The 22,532-nt window shown below is 62.0% G+C and carries 12 protein-coding genes and 1 pseudogene; 8 read left to right on the top strand and 5 right to left on the bottom strand.

The genetic code is table 11. The features are described 5' to 3' along the window. The first annotated feature begins 566 nt into the window (after positions 1–566). From J5Y10_RS24755 to J5Y10_RS24740, 4 genes are read left to right on the top strand one after another with little or no spacing between them, the layout of a single operon-like run. A complete protein-coding gene (locus J5Y10_RS24755; protein WP_209376810.1) occupies positions 567–1,868 on the top strand; it encodes a DNA cytosine methyltransferase in 1,302 nt (433 codons plus the stop codon). A gap of 42 nt (positions 1,869–1,910) precedes the next feature. Beyond that, positions 1,911–3,404 carry an ATP-binding protein gene (locus tag J5Y10_RS24750; RefSeq protein ID WP_209376809.1) on the top strand — a complete coding sequence of 498 codons (1,494 nt, stop codon included), beginning with the start codon at positions 1,911–1,913 and terminating at the stop codon, positions 3,402–3,404. Positions 3,405–3,406: 2 nt separating this feature from the next. After that, on the top strand, positions 3,407–4,432 hold the full coding sequence (locus J5Y10_RS24745) for a PD-(D/E)XK motif protein (protein ID WP_209376808.1): 1,026 nt from the start codon (positions 3,407–3,409) through the stop codon (positions 4,430–4,432). Further along, the gene (locus J5Y10_RS24740; protein WP_209376807.1) at positions 4,425–7,328 is read left to right on the top strand and encodes a Z1 domain-containing protein; all 2,904 of its coding nucleotides are present in this window, start codon (positions 4,425–4,427) and stop codon (positions 7,326–7,328) included. The genes J5Y10_RS24745 and J5Y10_RS24740 overlap by 8 nt, the downstream gene beginning before the upstream one ends. 65 nt (positions 7,329–7,393) lie before the next feature. Here J5Y10_RS24740 and J5Y10_RS24735 read toward each other — a convergent pair whose 3' ends face one another. Continuing rightward, positions 7,394–7,804, bottom strand: coding sequence for a very short patch repair endonuclease (locus tag J5Y10_RS24735; protein ID WP_342453011.1), 411 nt, complete (start codon positions 7,802–7,804; stop codon positions 7,394–7,396). Between the two features lie 68 nt (positions 7,805–7,872). Further along, positions 7,873–8,166 carry a hypothetical protein gene (locus J5Y10_RS24730; protein WP_209376805.1) on the bottom strand — a complete coding sequence of 98 codons (294 nt, stop codon included), beginning with the start codon at positions 8,164–8,166 and terminating at the stop codon, positions 7,873–7,875. A gap of 289 nt (positions 8,167–8,455) precedes the next feature. Here J5Y10_RS24730 and J5Y10_RS24725 point away from each other — a divergent pair, with 289 nt between their 5' ends. The 4 genes and pseudogenes from J5Y10_RS24725 to J5Y10_RS24710 all read left to right on the top strand — a co-directional run bounded on the left by J5Y10_RS24725 (position 8,456) and on the right by J5Y10_RS24710 (position 10,181). After that, on the top strand, positions 8,456–8,986 hold the full coding sequence (locus tag J5Y10_RS24725) for a hypothetical protein (protein ID WP_209376804.1): 531 nt from the start codon (positions 8,456–8,458) through the stop codon (positions 8,984–8,986). Positions 8,987–9,061: 75 nt separating this feature from the next. Continuing rightward, on the top strand, positions 9,062–9,598 hold the full coding sequence (locus J5Y10_RS24720) for a hypothetical protein (RefSeq protein WP_209376803.1): 537 nt from the start codon (positions 9,062–9,064) through the stop codon (positions 9,596–9,598). A 135-nt stretch (positions 9,599–9,733) separates the two neighbouring features. Beyond that, positions 9,734–9,978: pseudogene (locus J5Y10_RS24715) on the top strand (transposase domain-containing protein); the annotation flags it as partial. 44 nt (positions 9,979–10,022) lie between these two features. Then, entirely contained in the window at positions 10,023–10,181 is a 159-nt protein-coding gene (locus J5Y10_RS24710; protein ID WP_209376802.1) for a hypothetical protein, read from the top strand. A gap of 10 nt (positions 10,182–10,191) precedes the next feature. On the opposite strand, the gene J5Y10_RS24705 is transcribed toward J5Y10_RS24710, so the two are convergent. From J5Y10_RS24705 to J5Y10_RS24695, 3 genes are read right to left on the bottom strand one after another with little or no spacing between them, the layout of a single operon-like run. Next, complete coding sequence (locus J5Y10_RS24705; RefSeq protein WP_209376801.1) at positions 10,192–10,587, bottom strand: hypothetical protein; 396 nt, start codon at positions 10,585–10,587, stop codon at positions 10,192–10,194. 26 nt (positions 10,588–10,613) lie between these two features. Beyond that, positions 10,614–16,628 (bottom strand): hypothetical protein, encoded by a 6,015-nt coding sequence (locus J5Y10_RS24700; RefSeq protein ID WP_209376800.1) that lies wholly within the window; start codon positions 16,626–16,628, stop codon positions 10,614–10,616. 1 nt (position 16,629) lies between these two features. Then, positions 16,630–22,515: a methyl-accepting chemotaxis protein gene (locus tag J5Y10_RS24695; RefSeq protein ID WP_209376799.1), complete on the bottom strand. Its 5,886-nt coding sequence runs from the start codon at positions 22,513–22,515 to the stop codon at positions 16,630–16,632. Positions 22,516–22,532 lie beyond the last annotated feature (17 nt).

Here is a 22,532-nt window from a genome sequence, read left to right as displayed (position 1 = left end):
TGAACTTCTTGCGGCAGGCCAAGACCTCGTCGGCGAGAGCCCGAAAGATCCTCGCTACGTCCTCCTCCGTATAATCATAGTTGGAGCGGTTGGAGAGATTACCGATTAGCCTGATGTCATTCATGGCCCTACTGACACGCTTTCCTGCCAACCGCACGAATTTACTCCGGTCCGCCTCTCTCAAAGCGACCTCCGCCGCGTACATGATCATCACTCGCGTGTAGATTTACCATTGCTACGGAAACGGGTCCAGCTTCAGGACCGAGATTGCCGCAGAGCGGCAATCTCTGTGACATCCGCCGTTCGGAGGAGGACCCTGGCCAGAGTTCCGTGACAACGGAGCCGTAAGAGTATACTCAACCATAGTCATCAAGAGCGAATCGCATGACTCCGGCGCAACCACTCAAGACGGTCCAGGCCGCAAAGGCTCTCGGGATCTCCAAGAGCACCCTCCTCCGGCTATTCAAGGAGAAGAGGGTCGATGAGGTCGGGCGCGATCGGAACAACTGGCGTGTCTTCTCCGCCAGCGACGTCGCACGAATTAAGCAGGCCTTGGAGCCGACGAGATGAGCCGCGAGGACCAGGTGAAGACTACCGTTACCCCTCCACGTAAGGCACGGTTCCTGGCCGTGGACTTTTTTTGCGGCGCTGGTGGCACTACCCGGGGCCTGATTGACGCCGGCGGCTACGTCATCGCTGGAATCGACAAGGACGCGGGCTGCGAAGCAACATACTCTGATCCGTTGAACAACGTGAACTTCGGACTGGACCGTAAACCGCCTCGATTCCTGCATCGGGATATCTTTCCGCGCTCCGCGGAGCATCCTGACGGCGAGCAGAAGGAGCTGATGGCGGATCTGGAAGAACTGATCGGCCGTTATCGGAACTGGGCCTCACGCATGCCACTGCTCTTCGCGGTGTGCGCTCCCTGTCAGCCATTCACAAAACTTGCACGGGTCAGCATGACTGACGAACGCAAGGCACGGCGTGCTCGCGATGCCAACCTACTCAAGGAGGCATGTCGCTTCATACGGAAGTTCAAGCCGGATATGGTTCTGTCCGAGAACGTTGCCGGCATTGGCGACCCGCAATATGGTGGCGTATGGGACCGCTTTCACCGCGATTTGGAGAAGATGGGTTACGCCACGGGATCTAAGGTCGTTTGCACGTCCAAATTCGGTGTCCCGCAGTATCGCAAGCGGTCCATCCTAATGGGCGTAAAGCGGTACATTACGAACCCGGAGCGATTCGCCGACCTCCTTGGCAGGGAATTGCTTGTTCCGGATTCTGATCCGGATGCGCCGCTCGTTTCCGTGCAGGAGGCCATCGGTCATCTACCGTCCCTGCAATCTGGCGAAGCCCACCCATATGTGCCGAACCACCGTGCCCGCGGTTTGGCGGAAGTGAACCGCCGGAGACTTGCCGCATCGAAGCCAGGTAAGAGCAATGCTTACATGGCGGACACGGAGTATGGTGATTTGACGCTGCCCTGCCATCAAAGGGTCAACGACAAGTTCCAAGACCGGTGTTTTGGCGACGTGTACACACGCATGCGGCCACACCAACCCTCCCCAACGATTACTACCCGCTGCATCAGCATCTCAAATGGACGGTTTGGCCATTACGATGTCAATCAGATCCGGGCAATCACGGTCCGTGAGGCAGCGTTGATCCAATCGTTCCCAGAGACGTACCGTTTCCATCCTCTCGACGAGATGGAGGCGGGTGCCCGCATGGTGGGGAACGCAGTTCCGCCCAAGCTGGCTCGATTTTTTGCTTCCTATCTCGTGAATTCCCTCTCCAGTAATTTCTGGAAGTGGAGCGAGTGGAAGCCATCTGCTGACCCCGCGCCCCCTAGAAGGCAGTGATCCGCCCGCTAAGATCGCTTGGGTTTTGTTGGGGCACAACGAATGCTGAAAGCTTTGGTGTCAGTTGGTAAGCTGACATTGCCACCGGATGGACAAGGCGCAGCCCGAGCGTTCTCGCGAATCGGCTATGAGATAGAAAACGCGCTCGCAGACCTCATAGATAACTCCATCGATGCGGGCGCCCATGGCGTCGAAATAACCCTCTTCCGCGATGACAAAGGTATCGTTTCTGTATCGGTGGCGGACGACGGACGTGGCATGACGGCTGAGCGCCTGCACGAAGGCATGCGCTTCGCCACGCAAACCAGTCACGAGACCTCCGACCTTGGTACCTTCGGCATGGGGATGAAGACGGCGTCCTTCAGTCAATGCCGCTCGATGGCGGTGATTGCCCGGACCGGAACAACTATCTCCGCGTGCCGATGGACGCATGCCTCGATGAGATCCTGGGCTTGCGAACTGCTCGAGGAGTCCAGCGCATCGGAGCGCTTCGCAGCTGCATACTCTGCACTAGGCATCCCACATCGAGGAGGGGCCGTCGTCCTGTGGGAGGACTTGGACCGAATGAAAACGGGCGTCGGGGAGAGCGACCTCGATGAGTTCCTCGATGACCTGCTAGGCCGCCTGGAAGTGCACCTTGGCCTGATCTTCCACCGTTTCATCAGTGCAAAACGGCTGGTCCTTCATCTCACTGTCCGTCGTGTTGACCGCAAGATGCATTTCCCCAGGCAAGTCCGTGCCCTTAATCCATTCGGCTATGCAGTCAGCGGCAAGCCTACCTACCCGGTCGACTTGGAAGCCTCGATGCCTGGTCTTGGGAAGCTGGTTCTCTCCGCGCACGTTTGGCCTGCGCGCTCGGCTGACCCCGCTTTTCTCCTTGGAAGGCGTACCGGCACACATGCCCAGGGTTTTTATTTTTATCGCAACGATCGTTTGGTCCAGGCGGGTGGGTGGAATGGGGCATTGCCCGATGGGAATACCGCGGACCTGTCACTCGCGCGTGTCGCAGTGGACCTTCCGCCGGGCGGAATCGATGTGAATGTGCAGAAGTCGGCGGTGCAGTTTCCGGCTTCCGCAGCGCTGGCGCTATCACGTGCCCATGCCGGCAGGCGAACCTTCTCTGGCTTCGTGGAAGATGCCCGGAAGGTGTATGCAGCCGCAAGGCGCGTACCTCAGCAGGCCGATGGCCTACCCTTAACCATTGGTGCCGGAGTCCCGTCTGTCGCGCGAGCCCGCATCCGCGACCAAGTCGCCAAGAAAGGTGGCGTCCGGACGATCGATTTCCAATGGCGTACCCTCCCAACTGGCCAAGTGTTCGATCTAGAACCCGCCGAGGATTTAATACTCCTCAACAGCAAATACCGGCCGCGCATCCTCGGTGGTGCAAGGGGTTCCAGCGCCGATGTGCCGGTGGTGAAGACACTGCTCTTCCTGCTTCTGCGCGAGGATCTCAAGCGGTCCCGGTCGTCGCAACAGCAAGTAGCGCGCTTGGACGACATCAATCGCGTGCTGTTCGCTTTGGTGGGTTCGCTTTGAGTATGGAGCCCGTCGGTACATCTGACGTGGTCGTACCAGCATGGGAGGCGTTCAGCCGTGACTACATAGAGACAGGAATCCCGTGCGTCGTCGTGGTGCGAGCCACACCCTATGTCACGGTGTTCCTGGACGAAGGTGCTACGCGCCTCGGCGGGCATCTCGAGATCGCTCCCACAACGGCGATCCCCATCAGCCCTTTGGAAGAGGTGAGCTTCCTTGAGGTTCTGTTTGATGGAAGACGCTGTCTCGAACTCTCGACGTGCAGACCAGAGCTTTACCGAACCTTCTTTTTCATGCTTGCCGAAGTGGCTTCGGGTGCTGTGTTGGATGGGGAGTCCCCGATCGCGTCTCTGGATCGTTCGCTGCGGAATTGGAGCGCGTTGCTCAGGCACCCAGAGACGCTAAGCGAGGAACGGCAGATAGGGCTCTTTGGGGAGCTTTGGCTTCTGCGGCGTCTCGTCCGCTCGTTGGGAGTGGCAGCGCTTCAGGCCTGGACCGGGCCGCGCCGACAATCGCATGATTTCCGCTTGGCCCACAGCGAGTTCGAGGTGAAGACGACTTCTGGCTCTGGGCGCATCCACACCGTGAATGGATTGGGGCAGCTGGTACCAAGCACGGGTTTCGACCTCTACGTCGTGTCGCTTCAGATTACGCATGCCGGCTCTGGTGGCGCGACGCTCGCGGAGGCTGTCGAGGAAATCGCAGCGGAGCTCGGCCTCGGATCCGAAGCGGAGCGGACCTTCTTCGAGCTGCTGACTTTATCCGGCTACCATTCCACGGACGCGCCACGCTACCCGCGCCGCCGGCGTCTACTAGGGCCATCACTGCTGGTTCCCGTCGTAGCCGGATTCCCGCGCCTAACCCCGGAAGCAATTGCCGTCATACCCTCGTCGTTCGCTGCCGAGCGCATCCGTGACGTGACGTATCGGATCGACTTGCATGGGCTGGGCGTGCCGGACGGTGATCCACGGTTTTTGGAAGTACTGCCGGCCTTGCCGGTAGACGCAGGAGAGTCTCCCAATGTTTGAGCTGCTCAACGGCGCTCTGAGTGGCATGCAAGCCGGGCCCAAGCCGCTGACCAAGGCATTGGTCGCAAGCGCGATGATGAACGACGTCGAGGCAATCGATCCCGGCACATTGCGGGGGCATTTGGAAAGTGCCCCCGCTGGTGACGACGTGGTGACCGTATTCCGCCGGGCTTTGGCGGGATGGGACAACGAGGAGGCTGCCTGGACTGGTGGCGTAGAACGCAATTCACGGGCCCGGAGGGATGCGATCTATACTAAGCTGGGCTTCGACCCAGAATGGATCCGCGTTTGCGAGACGAAGTTCCCTTTCCATAGCGTCAGCCCACCCGTGGTGATCGCAAGGGAACACACCGCTTGGTACGACGAAAAGGTTCGCGCGCCGCGCAGCTTCTACTGGAACGCGTATGTGGGCCAGCTGAGGGCGCAGGGGTGGACGGACGAGAGCATTCGGCAATTCGACACCAGCACGACGAGTGTGGTCGAGCGACTGGCGGATCCCACGTCGGTGGCGGCTTACCAGTCGAAAGGGCTGGTGGTCGGCTACGTCCAGAGCGGTAAGACCGCAAATTTCACTGGTGTAATCGCGAAAGCCGCAGATGCCGGCTACAAACTAATCATCGTATTGGCAGGCACGCTGGACGTTTTGAGATTTCAGACTCAGCGTCGTATCGACAAGGATTTGATTGGTCAGGAGCTTCTCGACGACAACTACGCGAGCGACGCCGACTGGAGTCGCTTTCTGAAGCATGGTAACCTTCCCAGTAAACTTGGAAGTTTTGATTTCCATCGTCTCACGGGACCAGATTCCGATTACCAAAGCCTAAAGGCGGGATTGGAAGCGTTGCAGTTCGAGGCAGCCGAAAAATCAAAGCCTCTTTTTGACAAGGAAAATATCTTTAGGGCGCGCACCAGGATTGCGATCGTCAAGAAAAATTCCAAGATCCTTAAGCGCTTGCTGACTGACTTGCGGAGAACGAGGGATTCGGGGCAAGGAGCTCCGCTGGATCAGATACCCGCACTTATCATTGATGACGAATCCGACCAAGCCTCCATCAACGTGAGCAAGCCAACCGCAGACGCCGATTCCGTGGATCGGAAACCAACAAATCAGGCCATTGTCCACCTTCTCGGTCTTCTTCCGCGTGCGCAATACGTGGGCTACACTGCCACACCCTTTGCTAATGTCTTCGTCGACCCGAACAACGAAGAAGACATCTTTCCTAAAGACTTCCTTATCTCACTTCCCCGGCCGACCGGGTATATGGGTGTGAGCGATTTCTACGATCTCGAAGGCAGTCAGGAAGATAAGGACTCTAAATCAAATGAGCGAGATTACGTACGCCCTGTAGTCGGCGATGATGCAGAGCCAAAAAACCTCCAAGCTGCGATCGATGCTTTTGTGCTGAGTGGTGCCATTAAACGGTTTCGCGCAACGGTTGACTCCCGCCTAGCCGCCTCCTTTCGTCACCACACCATGCTCGTGCACTCGTCTGAAAAAGTAGCGGAGCAAGCGAACCTCGCTGACCAAGTGCGAAAGATCTATGCGAAAGCAGGCTATGAAGGAGGTCGAGGAGTCGAAAGACTCGAAAAGCTCTTCGACGAGGATTTCAAACGTGTTCACGCGGCTAGGGGAGCGGAGCTACCGTTCCCGGGCAGTTTCGAGGAACTTGCGCCGTTCATCGGGGAGTGCCTCGGCGCTATCGGCCCGGCACGCGGAGCGGTGAGGATCGTCAACAACCTTAATAAGGATCAGACACCAGACTTCGAACGCCAAGCCATTTGGAAGTTCGTGGTTGGCGGAACCAAACTTTCTCGTGGCTACACTGTCGAGGGCCTTACGGTGAGCTACTACCGCCGCCGTGCACAGTCGGCGGACACGTTGATGCAAATGGGACGCTGGTTCGGCTTCCGTCGTGGGTATGGCGATCTTGTCCGCCTTCATATAGGGACGAAGGAGCCCTTACCTGGGAGTGGTCGGGGAATCATCAACCTCTACGAAGCATTCGGTGCTGTGTGCCGTGATGAGGAAGCTTTTCGGGAAGAACTGAAACGCTACGCGGAGGTGACGGAGCCGCGTATCACTCCAGCACAAATCCCTCCTCTGGTACCGCAGCACATGTTGCGGCCGACGGCTTCGAATAAAATGTATAATGCGATCCTGACCTATATCAACTTCGGAGGCAAGCTTTCGGAGTCAACGATTGCGCCTAACGAACCCGACGACATCGCTTATAACAATACACTGTTGGACAAGATTGTCGGTACGGCTAAGGCCCGCCCCGTCAAACTTGCGGCGACGCATCTTGTGGGCAAAGATAAGGACAAGCCTAAGTTTCACGAGCTCTCCGCGAACGTCGTGGAGTTGTCGCCTGCGGCCGTCGTTGAACTCCTGGAAAAATATCGTTGGTACGGAACCGAACGAGGCGCTCCACGCGGCACGAACCCGATGCGACTACAGATGGAGTTCTTGCGCAAGCGCGGCGCGGAAGATCCACAGATTGACGATTGGCTACTCCTCGGTCCCCGCATAGAGAAGGCCAGCGCTGTCCGTCCGCTCGCCGGTGTTGATTTCGACGTCGTATTCCGGTCACGGCGTGATAACGAAAAGTACCGCTTCAACACTTACAATGACCCAATTCATCGTCGTTTTGCTGAACACATTGCGTGCCTGACGACGCTGCAAAACGCGAATGCTGAATTGACGGCGCTCCGCCAGCCGAGACGCGGCGTCCTAATCTACTATCCGATCTTTGAAACAAAACCGAAGACCGGAAAGCCGAAGCCGCCGTTCACGGTTGGCTTTACGCTCCTGTTCCCGAGTAATGGTATCGTAGCACCCGTCAGGTTTTCGGTACACCGCGCCGACCTTAGCGATGCCGCGGTAGTTAACGTGTGACCGAGTTGAAGCGCCAGCACGATGTTACCGTCGTGCTGGCGTGTATCAAATCTTATAGTGGCTACCTACAGTTCGTCGTTGGCAACGGCGAGAAAACTCTGGAGCTTGGCTTCCAGCCTTCCTAAATCTTGGAGCTCGCATTCCCAAACGTTGATAACTTTCCATCCTAACGCGCGGAGCCGTGCTTCGGCATCGGCGTCGCGTTGCTTGTTCCGCGCAAGCTTCGGCACCCAGAATTCCCGTCGCGTGGCAGGAAGGGTAGCCCGCCGGCAGCCCTCGTGCTGGTGCCAGAAGCAACCATGTACTTGGATTGCCTTGCGTCGTCCCGGGAAGACAATGTCGGGCGTTCCGGGAAGGTCGCGGCGATGCAGCCGGAAGCGATAGCCCATCGCGTGCAGCATCCGCCGCACGACTATCTCGGGCTTCGTGTTCTTCGCCTTGTTGGCGCGCATGACGGCGCGTCGCGCGTCGGGCACGTCGGCCCAGGGCTGCTGCGGCATACGCGTCAGGTGGTGATGGCTTCAGTGGAACGCGAGCGCTGGCACTACGCCGACTGCAATGTCCGGGTGCGCACAGCCTCGAAGGCAGCCGCCGCGTCCTCGAAAGTGCTGGCTGGCGCCGCGAGCGAGCGCACCATCATCACCGCTGGCTTGTCGCGGCGGGCGTAATAGTCGCCCTCCATTACCGCGAGCCAGCCAGAGAGGCCGCCAGCTGCGAGGGAGCGCTCGGCTGCGAGAACCTCCTCCTCAGTCGGGTCGGATTGCCGGCCGAGGGTTACGTGGCGGCCGTCCGTGCCGAGCACGATCCAGCGTCGCTCTCGGTTGCGTCCCTTCGCCATTGCCCTGCCCTCCGCCCGTCAACTGTAGGGTACTGCATCAAAGGTTATCATAACATCTGATCGCGTCCCCAGCCGGTTCACATTCCTTCAAACGATCGTTTAGCTTCCGGACAACCAGCTTCTAGAAACAACACGTGAAAACAGAGTAGGTCCGGCGTTTTCTGAGCCGTTGCTACGGTTTCGTACGTAGTGTGCTCCTGACTGCGGGGTACGCAGACCGTACTCACCTAAACCGAACACGTCACGATTGCGGAGCGCTGTACCTGGATCCGCTGAGAGGAGGGCTGGGATGGCGACCCGGACCATCACGGGGCTATTCGACACTCGCGCCGAGGCGGAACTCGCAGTCGAGCACCTTATCGGGCAGCTCGGCCTCGACCGCGACCGCATCTTGTTGCTCGCACCCAGCAGCGAAGACACCGCCGGTACTTCCCTGGGCAATTTGTTTATGCCGGAGGAGGATCGCGTCGCCTTTGCAGAGGGCATCCGCCGTGGCGGGTATGTCGTCTCCGCCGAGGTCGACGAGTTCCAGGTCGACCACGCTATGGACGTCTTCGAGCAGCATGGGGCTGTGGATCTCGACGCGCGCGAGGCAGACTACCGGAGTGGCGGTTGGACCGGCTACACCACACGCACCGACACGGCCACTCTCACCGGCGCCACCATGGGCCACATAGCAACCTCGGGCACGATCGGCACGGCCGCGGGTTCCGGTATCTCGCCCAGCCACGTCGTTCCGGCCAGAGCTCAACGACATGACAATGCCTCCCAGTTCAGGGCGCCCGGCCGACTTTCAGATCCCAGCAGCCTAACAAACTAATGCTAGGCAGCCATTAGTTTCGACTGCAGAATGCCTGGGCACTTCGGAATCCTTCCGCGACCGAGGGGAATGTGGATGGCGCTCAAGATAACCTTCGTGAAGACCGGGACGAACGCGGAGAACGCCGTGACGGGCGAGTTGACACTCTTTGATGGTGCCACCGTCGTTAAGAGGTCGACCGCGTTCTCCGGTGGCAAGGGCTTCAATCCGCTGGACGACGGCAAGTACCGTCTGCGCCTCGACATTCGAGGCGACGAGACGACCAACGAAGCCAACACGGACGGCACCTTGAAGCCATTCTACGGGATCCAAAAGGTCGGGACCAACGTCAAAGATGCCCAGGGCGGTGTCTGGGACATGCAGGTCGAGTGGGGCACTATCCGCTCCCGGCTGAACCCAGCCGCCGGTGCTCCGGACCACGGAGATTACATCCACGGCAAGAAGCGGCCGAAGGACTGGACACATGGCTGCATCTGTGACCGCTCCGAGACGATCCTCAGCCACCTTTGGAGCCTTCCGTCGCCACCTGTAGGCATCGACGTCACCGTCTCAGGGGGGAAGAGCTTCGACCTCGAGGTGCTCGTCCCGAAAAACGTGGCAACGCGAGGGTGACGCGCGTACGATCCGGGTATACGAACGATCGAGCGGTGGCGCGTTCTTCACAATTGATTTTGCAGGTCCTTCAGCTGCACCGCCTGTGAATGAACTGGCCGTCGAACCGAAAGCCGGCAACTCCGTGGCCTTCGCGAGGCTGGGTCTCGCGGCGTCGCCCTCGGCCGCAAGGCTGGCTGTTCGCGGGCTCCGACCGGGGTGGCGAGCGCGCGGCAATGATGCACTCGCTGATCACCACCGCCAAGCTGAAAGACGTCGATCCCGAGGCGTCGTTCGCTGACGTGCTCGCCCGCATCGCCGATTACCCTGCCTCAAGGCCCGGTCAGCTCCTGCCGTGGAACTGGACGCCCAAGGCCACAGCGCTGCCAGCCGCTGCGTGAACGTCGATCGCGGCCCTCACCGCATGGGTACCGGCCATCCCGCCGTGAGCGAGCCGATCCCGTCTATATATGGCGGCGCAGACTGGAGGGCGAACTATTTCCGCCCGGTGTGCGACATCACCCGGATCGTGCTGATGGTGGCGGGCAAGCTGCTCCGCCGCGGCACGGAATGGAACGGGCTGCGCCGATCGCGCGTGGGATGAGACCATTGCGTCAGGTCGACACGGCACCGAACAGCTTCGAGAGTCGATTGAAGGCGTAGGGCGCGAACAGGGCCGATCCGGCGAGGAAGAACCATCCAACGTCCTTGAGCTTGCCTAGATTATCGCCGTTCGTGCTGAACAGATCGAATATGACCCAATACGAGATGCCCACTACGCTTGCGGCTAGTCCCATCGCGCCGAATGCACCGGCCGTGCGGCTGAAGCTGCCTTTGACGGTTTTCGCCGGCTGGTCCGCCGGTTCCGACAGCATGCTCCGGATGAGCGGCTCCCGGGCATCGCCGGACGGGCCGCCCAAAAGCGCCCTGGCGATCAGGCCAAGTCCCCACAACAGGACCACCGTCATCAAGATGAGGCTAATCCAGAACGCCGTGTTCGTGTCGGGCATGACGATGGTCCTTTCCGGCCGACTGTTCAGCCCATGACGGCGATGGGCGGCGATACGCTGATGATGCGCGCCTGCGCTTCCACCATGGCGGACAAGCCAACGGCGCCGACCTTCTGTGCCGGTTCTCCCGCATCGTCGGCCGCAAACAGCCAGTCCCAATTGAAATCGAACATGGCGTCCAGCGTGCCGGCCGTCCCTCCGTGCAGCAGCGAGACATCGGCCCAGACCTCGCCGGCCGCGGCCGACGCCTTCTCCATCTGGAGCAGGAAACCGAGCCTGCCCGAATCGAAGGCTGCCGACACCTGCTTGATCGGTCCCAGCGTGCCGTCCGTAAAGATGACCCCGCCCGCAGCATCAATCGTCGTCCCGACTGGTCGCAACAAGAGCCGGATGCAGAGCGGCCGCTTCGCGGCGAAATCGACACCGACATCAAGGTTCGGTCCGCCCGGTTGCGACAGCAGCATCCGGAGCTTTGTCACGCCGATCGGCAGGCCGACCGGCCGGACCGTCAGCAGGATGGTGCTATCCCTGCGATAGCCGGTTGCGAGCAGGTCGAAATACGCCTGCTTGAAGTGAAGCGGCGCGGCCGTCGCATTATCGCACAGAATGGATGCAGGCGTTTCGATTTCCACGATACGCACCACGTCGGGTACCGCGGATCGGGCCAGCGCGATCTTGGCGGAGGCTTGCTCGATCAACGTCGCTGCGACGAATACATCAAATGGGCGGCCCGGTTCGACGGAAGTCCGTGATGCGATCACGGCGAGATGCCGGTGGACATGCGACGGGAAGACGCTCGTGAGGGTTGAGGAAACGAGGAGCGCTGGCGTGCCGGTTCCGTTGACCGTAAAAGCGAGCGTGTTCTCCGTCCGGCTTGCCCGCAAGGAGGTGGAGCGCACGCGCCTCGCCTCGATTGTCTCCGAATCGAAGATGCTGATGAAATCGAAATCCTTGCTGAACTGCGTCCACTTCAGGGAAGTGGCGCCGCTTGCGAGCGTCGGACGCACCCGGGACTGCTTCGCCCCGTTTCCGGTCAGCACCAGAGACTTTCCCACGCCATCCTTCTGCCCGCCCGGCAGCGTCCATTCATAGCTGCACACCAGCAGCGGGGCGGTTCCGTCGCCCTGTTCCGTCCGCGGCGTCTCCACGCGCAGGAACACAGACAGTGAGAAATGCCCAGGCGCGCTCGGCTGGTGCAGGATGCTGAGGGCTGATCCCATCGCAGACGCGATCCGTGCGACCTCCACGCTTTGCTTTTCGGATCCCGGAACGCCATCGACCGTTATTTTCCTCGCGTAGATGCTCGTCGATTCCGGCGAGGTCCGGATTTCAAGCACCGCACCCAGCCGTCCAGACAAACCGTTTTCGTAGCACAGCGTGACGTCCGGATCGGACAGGTCGATCCACCACGTCCTGTCAATCGCGAGATGCGACGGCGCGTCCTCACCGCCTGCGCTTTCGAGCCAGTCCGGATCAATGTAGCGGCGCATGGCAAAGCCGGCCAGCGCCTCCTGCAACTGCGGCTCCGGGCCGTTGAGCGAACGCGGACGCATCAGGAACAGCGCATTCGGAAACGCGGGAGCTTGCGTGTTGGTCGCGTCGAAGGTGAGGCCCACGGGTCCCTCGATGCGCAAGGCGAGGCCGAGCGCCGCGCCCGCATCAAGGCTGCGATACGTGAGCTGCGGGTTGGGACCGATCTCCTTCCTGGAGTCGAGGATCTCGACCGGCAGCACCGATGTGATCTTCCCGTCCGCTACCTTCGTCCTCTCAAAGCCGTAGCCAAAGCCCGTCTTGAACTCGGCTGTGATGCGGTCAGCCAGGCCGCCGCGCGCGAAGGGCGGTTCCTGAAGGATAGCGGCGACCGGCGGTACCGGCACCCGTCCTTCCTCGCTGCTGGGGGCATTCGTCAGCGGGACCACGGAGCGCAGTTGCGGCCGGGTCAGCTCCAGCCGCGAGCGGTCTGCGAGCATGGCGACGCGGAGCGTCCACGCCTGCGCCCTGCCCTGCATGTTCTGCTGCCAAGCCGCCGCGGTGCGCGATGTCAGCAGCGCCCCCGCATAGCGCGACCGCAGCGTGAAGCGGTGGCGGAAATAGGTGGCGGATGGCGGATCCCATACGTGTTGTTGCAGCAGAGTTTCGGCGGGCAACGGGGCGAGCCGCTGGGTGACGGTGACCGCATCGGCGTCGGACCGATCGAAAAACGCTTCGCGCTCGAAGAGATCCATCTCGCGGTCCGGCTTGATCAACGGTATCGCGACGTGAAGATCCTTCGGCCTTGTGGCCTTTTGGCGCGGATCAATGAAGTGGTAGATCGGTCGCCCGCTCGGTCGCCAGCGCTGCGTACCGACGTCGATCTCGCCGAGACGACGCCAGGTATTCCTGTCCGCGCCCGTCTCCCCCTTGCTGACGATGTCGAACCGGCGGCTGCCCGGAACAGCCCTTGCCTCGAGCATCCCGTTCACAAGTCGGATAGCATCGTCGTTGCCGGGAACTTGGTCATCCATCGTCTCGATGCGCAGGCCACCAGCTGGGAAGATGTACTCGCTCGCGCTAGTCCGGGCAGCGAACTGGACCATGTTCGTGTGGACCACGGGTGGATGTGCGCCCGAGGTCACGAAATGCCCGCTGTTGACGCAGGCGTGCAGACTGAGCTTCGCCACGATCCCTTTGGGGACGATCACATCCACGACTTTCGCGGCGTTCACACTTGCCGATGATGGTGCCGAGCGCGCCGTGATGCTGAAGGCGAAGGCCTGATCGAGCGGCTTGAACAGTTCGTTGATCAGGACATCCGGCGTGAAATTTGCGGGCACAGTCTTCACAATCGTACCCAGAATGCTCCGGAGATCGAGCGATTTGACGACCGGATCGGGATCCCTTTCGACGAGCCGATCGGTTGCATGGAGCTCAATCAGGATCCGCGTCACCGCCGGGTCGGGCAATCGGTCGAGATACTCTCCCAGCCGGTAGTCCAGATGGCGCATGCGCGCTGCCGTCATGAGGCAAAGATGGAACCGCCTGACGTCGGTGAGACTTGCAGCCTTACCATAGGCATCACTGCATAAATCTTCATTCCCCATCCAGCGCATGAAATCGGCATAACCCACGCGCGGCGTGCGCATGTCGAGCGTCACCGCATCCGAAAGCCCGGGCTGCCAGGTCCCGCTTTTTCCGGGGGGCGCCAGAAGAAGGAGCGGCAGGGTGGCCGCCGCGGGCCTGCGCCCGTCCGGATCGGCAAGCGACACGGTTGCCGTCGCGCCGGTGCCACTGTCCACCGACAGCACGAGACGGAGCCAGCAGAGCTCGGAGTCGGTTTGAAACGACACGGTTTGCCGCTGCTGCGCGTCATCGCTGAAGGCGAGGACGAAGGAAGCTGCGGATGTCCTCTCGATACGGATGCGCAGGCTGCTGAACGCGGGGGTGGGGATCGTGACCATTGTGCCGCCCGCTCCGGGCTTCGCGAACGGCTCGCCGAACAGGCAGATTGTCACGATCCCCGGATGGCCGCTCCAGGCGAATTCGACGAGCGTCCATTCTCCGGCCACGCCCTCCGTCTCGGGCAAAGCCATGCGTCCGTGCCCGTCCCCATCCCGGAACAGGTCGATGACTCCGTCGCAGCCGTCGACAGCTAAGGCACCGACGCGGGGATAGTCTGCCGCCAAAGGATGGACACCGGGAATGCTTTCACCGACACGCGCCGGCCGGCCGCTGATCGGCCGTTCGACCATGGCCATCTGCGCAATTGGTGTCCGGCGGCTGCAGTCGGCAGGGCAGATCCGATCCGGGCCGGGCGCTTGTATCGTTGGTTCCGGCAGCCATGGCGCGCTCTGAGCCTGGAGTGGCTTCGGCAACGTCCCGGCCTTGCTGACGGCAAAGCTGAAGCTTTCGAAGCAGCGCCCATAGGCGAGTTGCGGTGTCTTCTGGAACTTCGATTTATTCGGAAAAGCGTGCGGCTGGTAGCGGTAGAAGGGTTGCGGCCTGGTCTTCTGATCGTCGTCATCAGCCCGCAATGCGTCCACATGCACGTTGTCCGAGAACGGCCTACCTTCATAGCGGATGAACATCGGCGAGCGTCCATCGACGACGCCCGGCAGAAACGGATGGAGCGCGCCTGAAACCGTGTCGGGGCTATCTTCCGTTGCGACCGGAAATGAGAGATCCGTAAGGTTCGCGTAGGCCCAGGGTGAATTCGGGTTGTCGAGCCTTCGAATGGCGACGCAAATGCCGTTGAAAGCCTCGGCGAAGCGGTCCAGCGTGTCGGCGCCCATGCCGGACGCGATTTGGATCGGCAGCGGCTGTGGGAAGGCATCCGGGATGAAGCGCCCCATTTCGGGGTCGGCCAGCAGCGGTGTGACCGCACGCCCGTAGGCTTGTGTCAGGCGCTGGTCCAGCAGGAGATCGTGCAGGTCGACCGGCTTCAGTCCCACCAGAATCTCATCCAACGGAGTGTTGCTCCCGGACAGGCGGTGCCTGAAGAAATCGGAGTCCTCCACCCGTGCGCGAATATCAGCGAGCGTCGCGTCCTCGCCAGCGGCCCTTACGAGCGCCTTGACAAAGGCCGAACCGACAGCGCGGCGCGCCGCCTCCGCACCGTTGAAGGAGCCGTCGATCACCTTGCGGAAGTTCGCAAATGCTTGCTCGGTCAGATCGGGCCCTGCGCCAAGTTCATCAGCCAGAAGTGCGGGAAAGGGCCTTGCCGTCGTCCCCGCCGTCTCAAACAGTCGGAATAAGGTCTGCTCAGTCCAGGCTTCGCCGGACAGATCCTGCTCCTTTGTGAGGAGCTGCGCCGACAGCAGACCGACCGACCGATCCTTCAGCTCCGCGACGGCCGCTTTCGCCTGCTCCGGCACCACGCCGTCACCGCCGCCTGCGTAGTCCTTCAGCATTAGGGAGATCAGAGAGTCGAGGTCTCCCGGCGCGACGGGGAGGACGGCATCCTTGATGCCGAAGATGTGCCGAAGCGCTTGTGCGATCGCCGGCGCCTTAGCCCTGTGGTCGATCAGGGCGCAATGCTCGCGCAGCACGGTCCGGACTGACTCCAGCGCCTTGACCGGATCCGGCGCGGCGCCAGAGTCGAGCAGCGCCGACACCAGCGGGCCCAGGAGTTCACCCTCGCTCCGCTCATCTCCGGGCTTCATGACAGCGATCACGAGCGTATCGAGGGCCGTCACCAGACGCGCGACGACAAACCGGATCGTCCTGCTCCAGCGACTGGCCTCTTGGTCAATGCCGAACACGCATTCCAAATCGCCCGGCCTTTCAGGCAGGAGGACGGCGTTCGTCACGAAAAGGGATGGCGCGCGTTCCTCGAACCGCGCCAGGAACCGATAGATCGCTTCGGCTTCCTTGTTCACGCCGAGGAACCCGTCCTCGTCCGTCTTTGGGCTGGAAAGGAGCGGCAGGGGAGATGCGGTCATGGGATCGACGATGGTCGTCCGACCGACAACCTCGAAGCCGAGACCTGGATCGTAGTCGAACTGCACCTCCTCGTTCGGGTCCGCTTCGAAGACGAACCCCGCCCTGAAGCCCAGGCTTGGTTCGTTCACCGACCCGCTGAAATGCGGCAGGATGACTAGCGGCCGGTTCTTCAGCTCATCAGGGATGATGACGAGATGCGTCAGGCCGATGCGATGCCCGACCGGTGCGTTCCATGACTGCACCGACCGCAGCATCGGAAACGCGCCGGCCGCTTCCGCATCGACGCTCCCTTGCGATGCAGCCGACGTCCAAAACCATTCTGTCTTTTTGGCCAACCTGTGCGCAGCGAGCCACTTGACGATATCGGCGGAACCAGGCCGATCCGAGACGGCGGTAAGAGGCACGGACGTGCCAGCGTGATCGTAGGCGTAGAACCGAACTGTGGTCAGGGCATGAAGGAATGCCGTAAACTGAGTCTTTGCTTTTGCCTCGTCTGTTGCCACGTTGCCTTGCGCGTCGGAAGGAACCTCGAACGCAAGGTTGACGGCATACCGCAACTCGTTGTGGAAGCTGTCCGGTTCGCGCTCGACCAGGCAATGGATAATCGGAGTTAGCAGGTTCATATTAAGCCACCGCCTTCTGGAGCGTTTCCGCCGCCGATTTCATCTGGTCGATCTTCTGTTTCGCTTCGCCGGTGGGCTCGCCTTTGACTGTGCCGCTGGTCGTAAGCTTGGACTCTCCGCCGCGCATCATGTAATTCGCCTGGCCGCGTGCCTTCAGCTCGAAAACGCGTGATATGCGGATGGTAGCCGTCAGCGATCCGTCTGCATCGATCTGACCGTTGTCGCGATAAGACAGTCGCAGGTTGAGCGTAATGCCGATGGTCGCGATGCCGCACACGACGACATGGCCGGCGATGACCAGCACCATGGCGATGGCGAGGCTGCCACCGGAACCGCTGATTAGCTTGCGGTAGGACAGCGTGCCGGAGAGCGTGATGAAGACCTGGCCGACGAACGGCCCGGCCGCGAAGGCGAGCTGCGCCGATGCGCCAGCGCCCGCCTCCACCAGGACCGACAGCTCGTCACGGATCGGGTTGTATTCCGACTCGATCTGGATGAAGCCGGTGCCGCCCAGGATGAACACCGAGAAGATGAACGGGCGTTCAATCGAGGACAGGTTGAAGCGGTTGGCCAGCACGAAATTCGGGAATGCGACCAGCTTAAAGTGGTTGCCGAGCGAAATGTTCGAAACGCCGCTGGTGCCGAAAGTGAGTGCAAATGGCGGCAGCTCGATCGCGTGCTGGACCCCGACCGGGATGCCGTTCTCCTTGATCCATTCCAGCCCGCCGGGGAGATCCGGGAACATGGACGAAAGGAAGTCCTGGATCCACTTGAACTGCGGGTTCAGCCGGACATGGGTGGGATCGAAGTCGATGTCGATCCCGCGCTCCTTGGTGAAGGACAGGCCAAAATTTTCGAAGCTCACCATCGACTGGCCGGACACCACGGCGTCGAGCGTCGTGCCGATGCGGCCGAACCCCGTCGAGGTGACGTTCGGATCGTCCTTGGACGCTTCGAGCCGCAGCCGTCCGGTCAGCGTCATGTCGACGAAATCGACCTGGAAGACGCCGATGCTGAACAGGCTGCGTCGTCCGGGAAACGGGGCGTCGATATCGACCTGCACCCAGGCTCGCGCATGCGCCTGGTCGAAATCATGGGTGATCTTGACCGCGTTCGCGACGCCCGACGGGATCTTGTAGCCGCGGAGCAGGTGATCGAGCTTCGCACCGCCGCAGCTGCGAAACACGGTGCCGATGTCGAAACCGGACAGATCGCACGGCAACAGGCGGTCGGCGATGCCATCAAACGGGATAGACAAGCCGAGCGCCTTGAGTTCGTCCCCCAGCCGGTTGAACAGCGCCGTTGCCTTGGTAGTTTGAATTAGATCGTCGATCTCACCGAATGTTGCGCGGATGCGGTCTATATCGGCCTTGAGCCCACCCAGTTCCGGCGCGCTGGTCACGGCGGAGTAGAGCTTCAGGATGTTGCTCGGCGCAGCCATCAACCCGCCTTCGCTGAGCTTGGACAAGGCGTCGGCGACGCGGTCGCCAAAGGCCTTTGCCGTCTCGGCCGCACGCGACACATCGTTGAACACCGAGCGCGCCGCATTCCCTAGACGATCGACGGCGGCGATCAGAGCTCTGGCTTGCTCCTCCGTGTCGATTACGTCCTTATAGGACTCGTTGAACTCCTCCTTGAGCGACTGGAAGGTACTGTCCAGATAGGCTTCGGCGCCCTTCCCGAGGTCCTCCAGGAGGGAGCGGGCCTGCTCGACGCTGCCTGCAAGCCGCTGGCACATGTCCGACACATCGGACACCGCATCGAGGGCAGCCGACGAGAACTCCCGCATCCGCGTGCCGATCTCGTCCGCAACGAGGCGCAGACTTTCGCGTACGGTCGCGAGATGCTTTTGAGGATCGAGCGTGTCGGGGAGCGGCTTGAGGACGGTCTCGATGCCGTCCGTGATAAGTTTCTTCACCTGTGTCTCAAGCAGGGCATCCGGCGCCAGCTTGGCGCGGAGGTCCTTCATGCCGTCCGTTAGATCGGAGGCGACCGACATGAGCGCTTGCGGAGCTTGGGCGAGCGTTTCCTGCACCCGGACCGACTGCTCAGCGATCCAGTCCAGCGCCGGAAGCACGATGGCATCCGCATCCGACCCGAAACGCTTGAACTTTCCGTCTATTCCGGCGAGCAGGTCCTGACCGGCGGCTTCCAAATTCGCCTTGATGTCCGCGGCCGCGGTCTTGAGGCCGTCGAAGGCGTCCCCGGCCAGCGTGCCGATCCTGGTTTCAAGGGCGTCGACCGCGTTTCGGACCTCGCCCGCTTGCCGCTCCATCACGGCAGATAGATCGTTGATCGCGTCCTTTGCGGCCTTTGCCGCGACATTGACGTCTGCCGACTGCATACGCACCGACTCGAACTGGTCTCGGGCATCCTTGGCCGCCATCTCGGCCTCTTGGATCAGACCGAGCAGCGTCGTCTTCTGTCCCGCGTCGAGCCCGGAATTCGCGTTGACGCTCGTCATAAGCGAGGCCAGCGTTCCTTGAGATCCAAGCAACGCTGCCAGCTGCCTATCGAACGCCGCCATAACGCCCTCGAACACACGGCTGAGCGATGCGACCGTGCTGATTGCATCGCCGGCCACAAGCTGTATCTGGCGCAGGTATTGCGTCAGGTGGCCGGCGATGCCCTGCCCGAGATCACCGAGTTCCGTGCTGAACCGCTGCCCCGCCTCATCCACGGCGCTCTGGAGTTCCGCGCCGGCGCTGTTGACGCTGGCCTGAATGCCGTCCCTGAAAGCCTCGCGCCGCTCCTTGGACCACGGCTTGCCTTCGTCATACCCGGCCCGAATTTGCAGCACGCGCTGCCGGAGGGTTGCTAACAGCGCGTCCACGTCGGCTTGCGTATCCGCAAGGATCGCCTTTGCGCGCTCGACCGTTTCCTCTGCCTTGGCGACGTCCTGCGTCGCCTGCGCGAACAAGGGCCGGATCTGCTCGATCCCCACCTTGCTCCAGTCCGCTACAAGCTCGGCCTTCGTCGGCGGAAGCGTGGCGAGTTGCCGGTTCGTTTCTGCAGCCCAATCCGAGAGTTCCGATCGCGCCAGCATCTCCTTTCGGCGGATGAGGCCGGCCGCATCGTCCTTCAGTCGGGCGCACAGCGCGTTGCCGCCGACGGCATCCTTGGCGAGCGGCATTTTTGGGAACTTGGCTCCGGCAGCGGACGCCTTGATCTCGCCCACGAATCCCGTCCAGGCGTCGTCAAACGCCTTCTTGGCGGCGGAGATGTTGCCCGGCACGATCTTGCTTTTGAACTCCTCCAGTTGTGCAGCAATATCCTTCGCCTTGGGTGGGATTGCTTCGGCTGCCGGCCAGTGTCCCAGTTGCGACAAGCCCGCCCCGTCGATGGCGCCCGCACTGTATTGCAGCGCCGGAACGAGGGTCTTACCTTGGTCGGGCGGTTCCTGCCCGACGCGATGGCTCGCGCGCATGAAGCTGACGCTCTCGACGCCGACATAGACCGGCTTGCCGGCCCGTCCGGCATTGATCGCGGTCTTCTGCGCGCCCGGCATCAACCGCCACGTGAAGCGCCGCATTCCCGGCAGCACGCGGTCCACCGGCGGCTGGCGTGGGTCGGCGCCGCCCGGTATCACCTCTGGCCTGGGATCGGCCTCTTTCCGCAGCGCCTCCGCGTCCGGGACGTTCGGGAAATCGAGAGCGGGACGCGAGACCCACAGGTCGGTGTCGCTGGTGGCAGCCTTGAAGTCCGCAAAGAAATAAACGTAGTCAGGATCTGTCGTTTCCTGCGCAACGACTGGGCGGTCGCCTTCCCCTTCCGCCGCGGTGACGAAGGCGATGTCCGGCCGCGGATACACCTGCGGCCGTTCCCGCGCCGCCACCCGGTTCCACAACGGCACCTGCCAGCCGAAGGTGCCGACATCGCTTGCCCAAGCGCTGTCGACGTTGATCATCCGGGCGTTGAAGCGAACGCGATCGAGGAACCCGGCGCTCCGCTCCGCGGCCGCCGAAAAGTCCGGATAGCTCCGCTCGGGTTGCAGCAGCTCGACATATTCCCGGACCTTGCGCAGGATCGGGCGTCGAGAGCGGGTGCGGTGCGGATCGTCTTCCGCCTTGGGGGCGAACTGGGCAGACGGGTTGACCGTCCGTTCATAGACGACGACGTGCTTGGCGCGATGCCACAGGGCGCAGATCCGCCCGATCACCTCGACCTGCTGCCGCTGTACGCGCCCGTTCCGCGTTTCGCTGATGATCGTCATCTTGCCGTCGAGGAACTCGGCTTTCTGGGACGCATCGCCGCCGGTCGGGGAGAGCGCGATGTTCTCGATCATCCCGCCGCGCGATTGCGGCGCCTCGAGCAGCACGTTCAGGAGGTTGAGCGATTCCACCGGCCAGAGCGCGCCGCCGCTCAACCCTTGGGGATGGATGCGAGGACGGTCCGGGATGCCGTCCATGACCTCCGCTTTCTCCATCCCGCCCACGGTCGGCCAGCCGACATGTGCCGTCTTTCCCTCACCGTCCGCGTCGACCACCGGTGCACGGTGCAGAGCGGTGCCGCGCAGGGCAAAGCGCACCCCGTCGGTGAACCGCGCGGGCGTGAAGTCGACGGCCCCGTCGAAATCGCGCGCCCAAATCTCCAGCCGCTCGGGACGACGCAGGATCGCGGAACGGACCGCATCCCAGCGCCCCTTAAGAATTGGTTCCGCGTTGGGGTCGGGCTGCCGGTCCGTCGGACGCCCGACCAGCGCCTCGATCTCCGCAACACGGGCGCCCCGCGCGACCGAGCGCTCACGGGACACGTCGATTCCCACCGGCATGCCGTACAGGAACTCGGCGCGAAGAAAGGCGAGCGCTGCGCCGATGCCATAAGCGCCGGCTTGACGGAAGATGTCGTGGCTGGACGCCTCCGGCATAAAATAGCCGCGCGCCACATCGCTCGGCGCGATCCAGATCTCGGCAGAGGGGGTGAGCCGGTATTCCACCGCCCGCCGCCGCAATCCGCTTTCGCTGGTGCCGGGCTTCGTCCAATCGTCTGGCACGAAGGGCCGCCAGGGAGTCTCACTCGGCGTCTCGGCAGCAGGCAAGTCGTGGAGTTCAAGGCGGCCCGGCTTGTCCGCGCTTTCGCCGATGGCCTGCGGCGGCAGGACGTATCGGTAGAGCGGGGATACGACTGAGTATTGCCACATCCGGTCATCGCCGGAGTAGGTGGCGACCGATGTCCGCTCCTCGTTCCCGCGATTTGAGAGCGGCTGGTGGCTGAACCGGAACGCCGCAAAGGGCTGGGTCGTCAGCACGGCGTAGGAGCGGGTGCTAACCTCGGCGGCGGTGTCGAAGATCTCGGCGGTAAGCCGCCGGTCCTGGCGCAGCAGGACGGTCTCGGTCGCCTCCAGCCAATACGGCACATCCTCGTTCGCGACCCGCTCCGTATCGCTAACGGGCGAGGGAGTACGGATCGGGATGAGCAGCGGCGCCGCGCGGCCGCTCCGGTCGAAGCGAGGCACATCGACGCCGCGCGGCTCCACGCTCGTCACAGCGAGCGGAAGCCGAATCTCGGCCGCGATCCGGCCGTCGATATAGCGCGTGGCGAGGCTGCCGCCGAAGCCGTCGCCGCTGCCCTTGCCGCCGACGCGGACGTGACCCTCGCGTTGATTGACACTTCGGTACGTCTCGGCAAGCAAGAAATCGAGCGACCCGAGCCGTCCGTGCCATGACGTGACGGGCCCGGACACTTGCAGCTTGAACGAGGCGAAGAAGCCGTCCGGATCCGCACCCGAGACGGTTGGGACGAGCGTGTCGCAGCACAGTTCGAGCGGGATAGCGACGTTCTGGTCGAAGAAGCTGATGTTCGTCGCGACGACGGACAGGGTTTGCCCGTCCTTTGCCTCGGGCGTCGATGCGATCAGGTCGTCGGATCTGGCGAGGGTCAACCGCATCGGCGGCCGCCGCCACG

Origin of the sequence: Roseomonas indoligenes (genome assembly GCF_017813365.1) — a bacterium.
Lineage (GTDB): Bacteria > Pseudomonadota > Alphaproteobacteria > Acetobacterales > Acetobacteraceae > Roseomonas > Roseomonas indoligenes.
The sequence above is the reverse complement of the archived record's forward strand: the minus strand, read 5'-3'. Positions and strand labels throughout refer to the sequence as shown.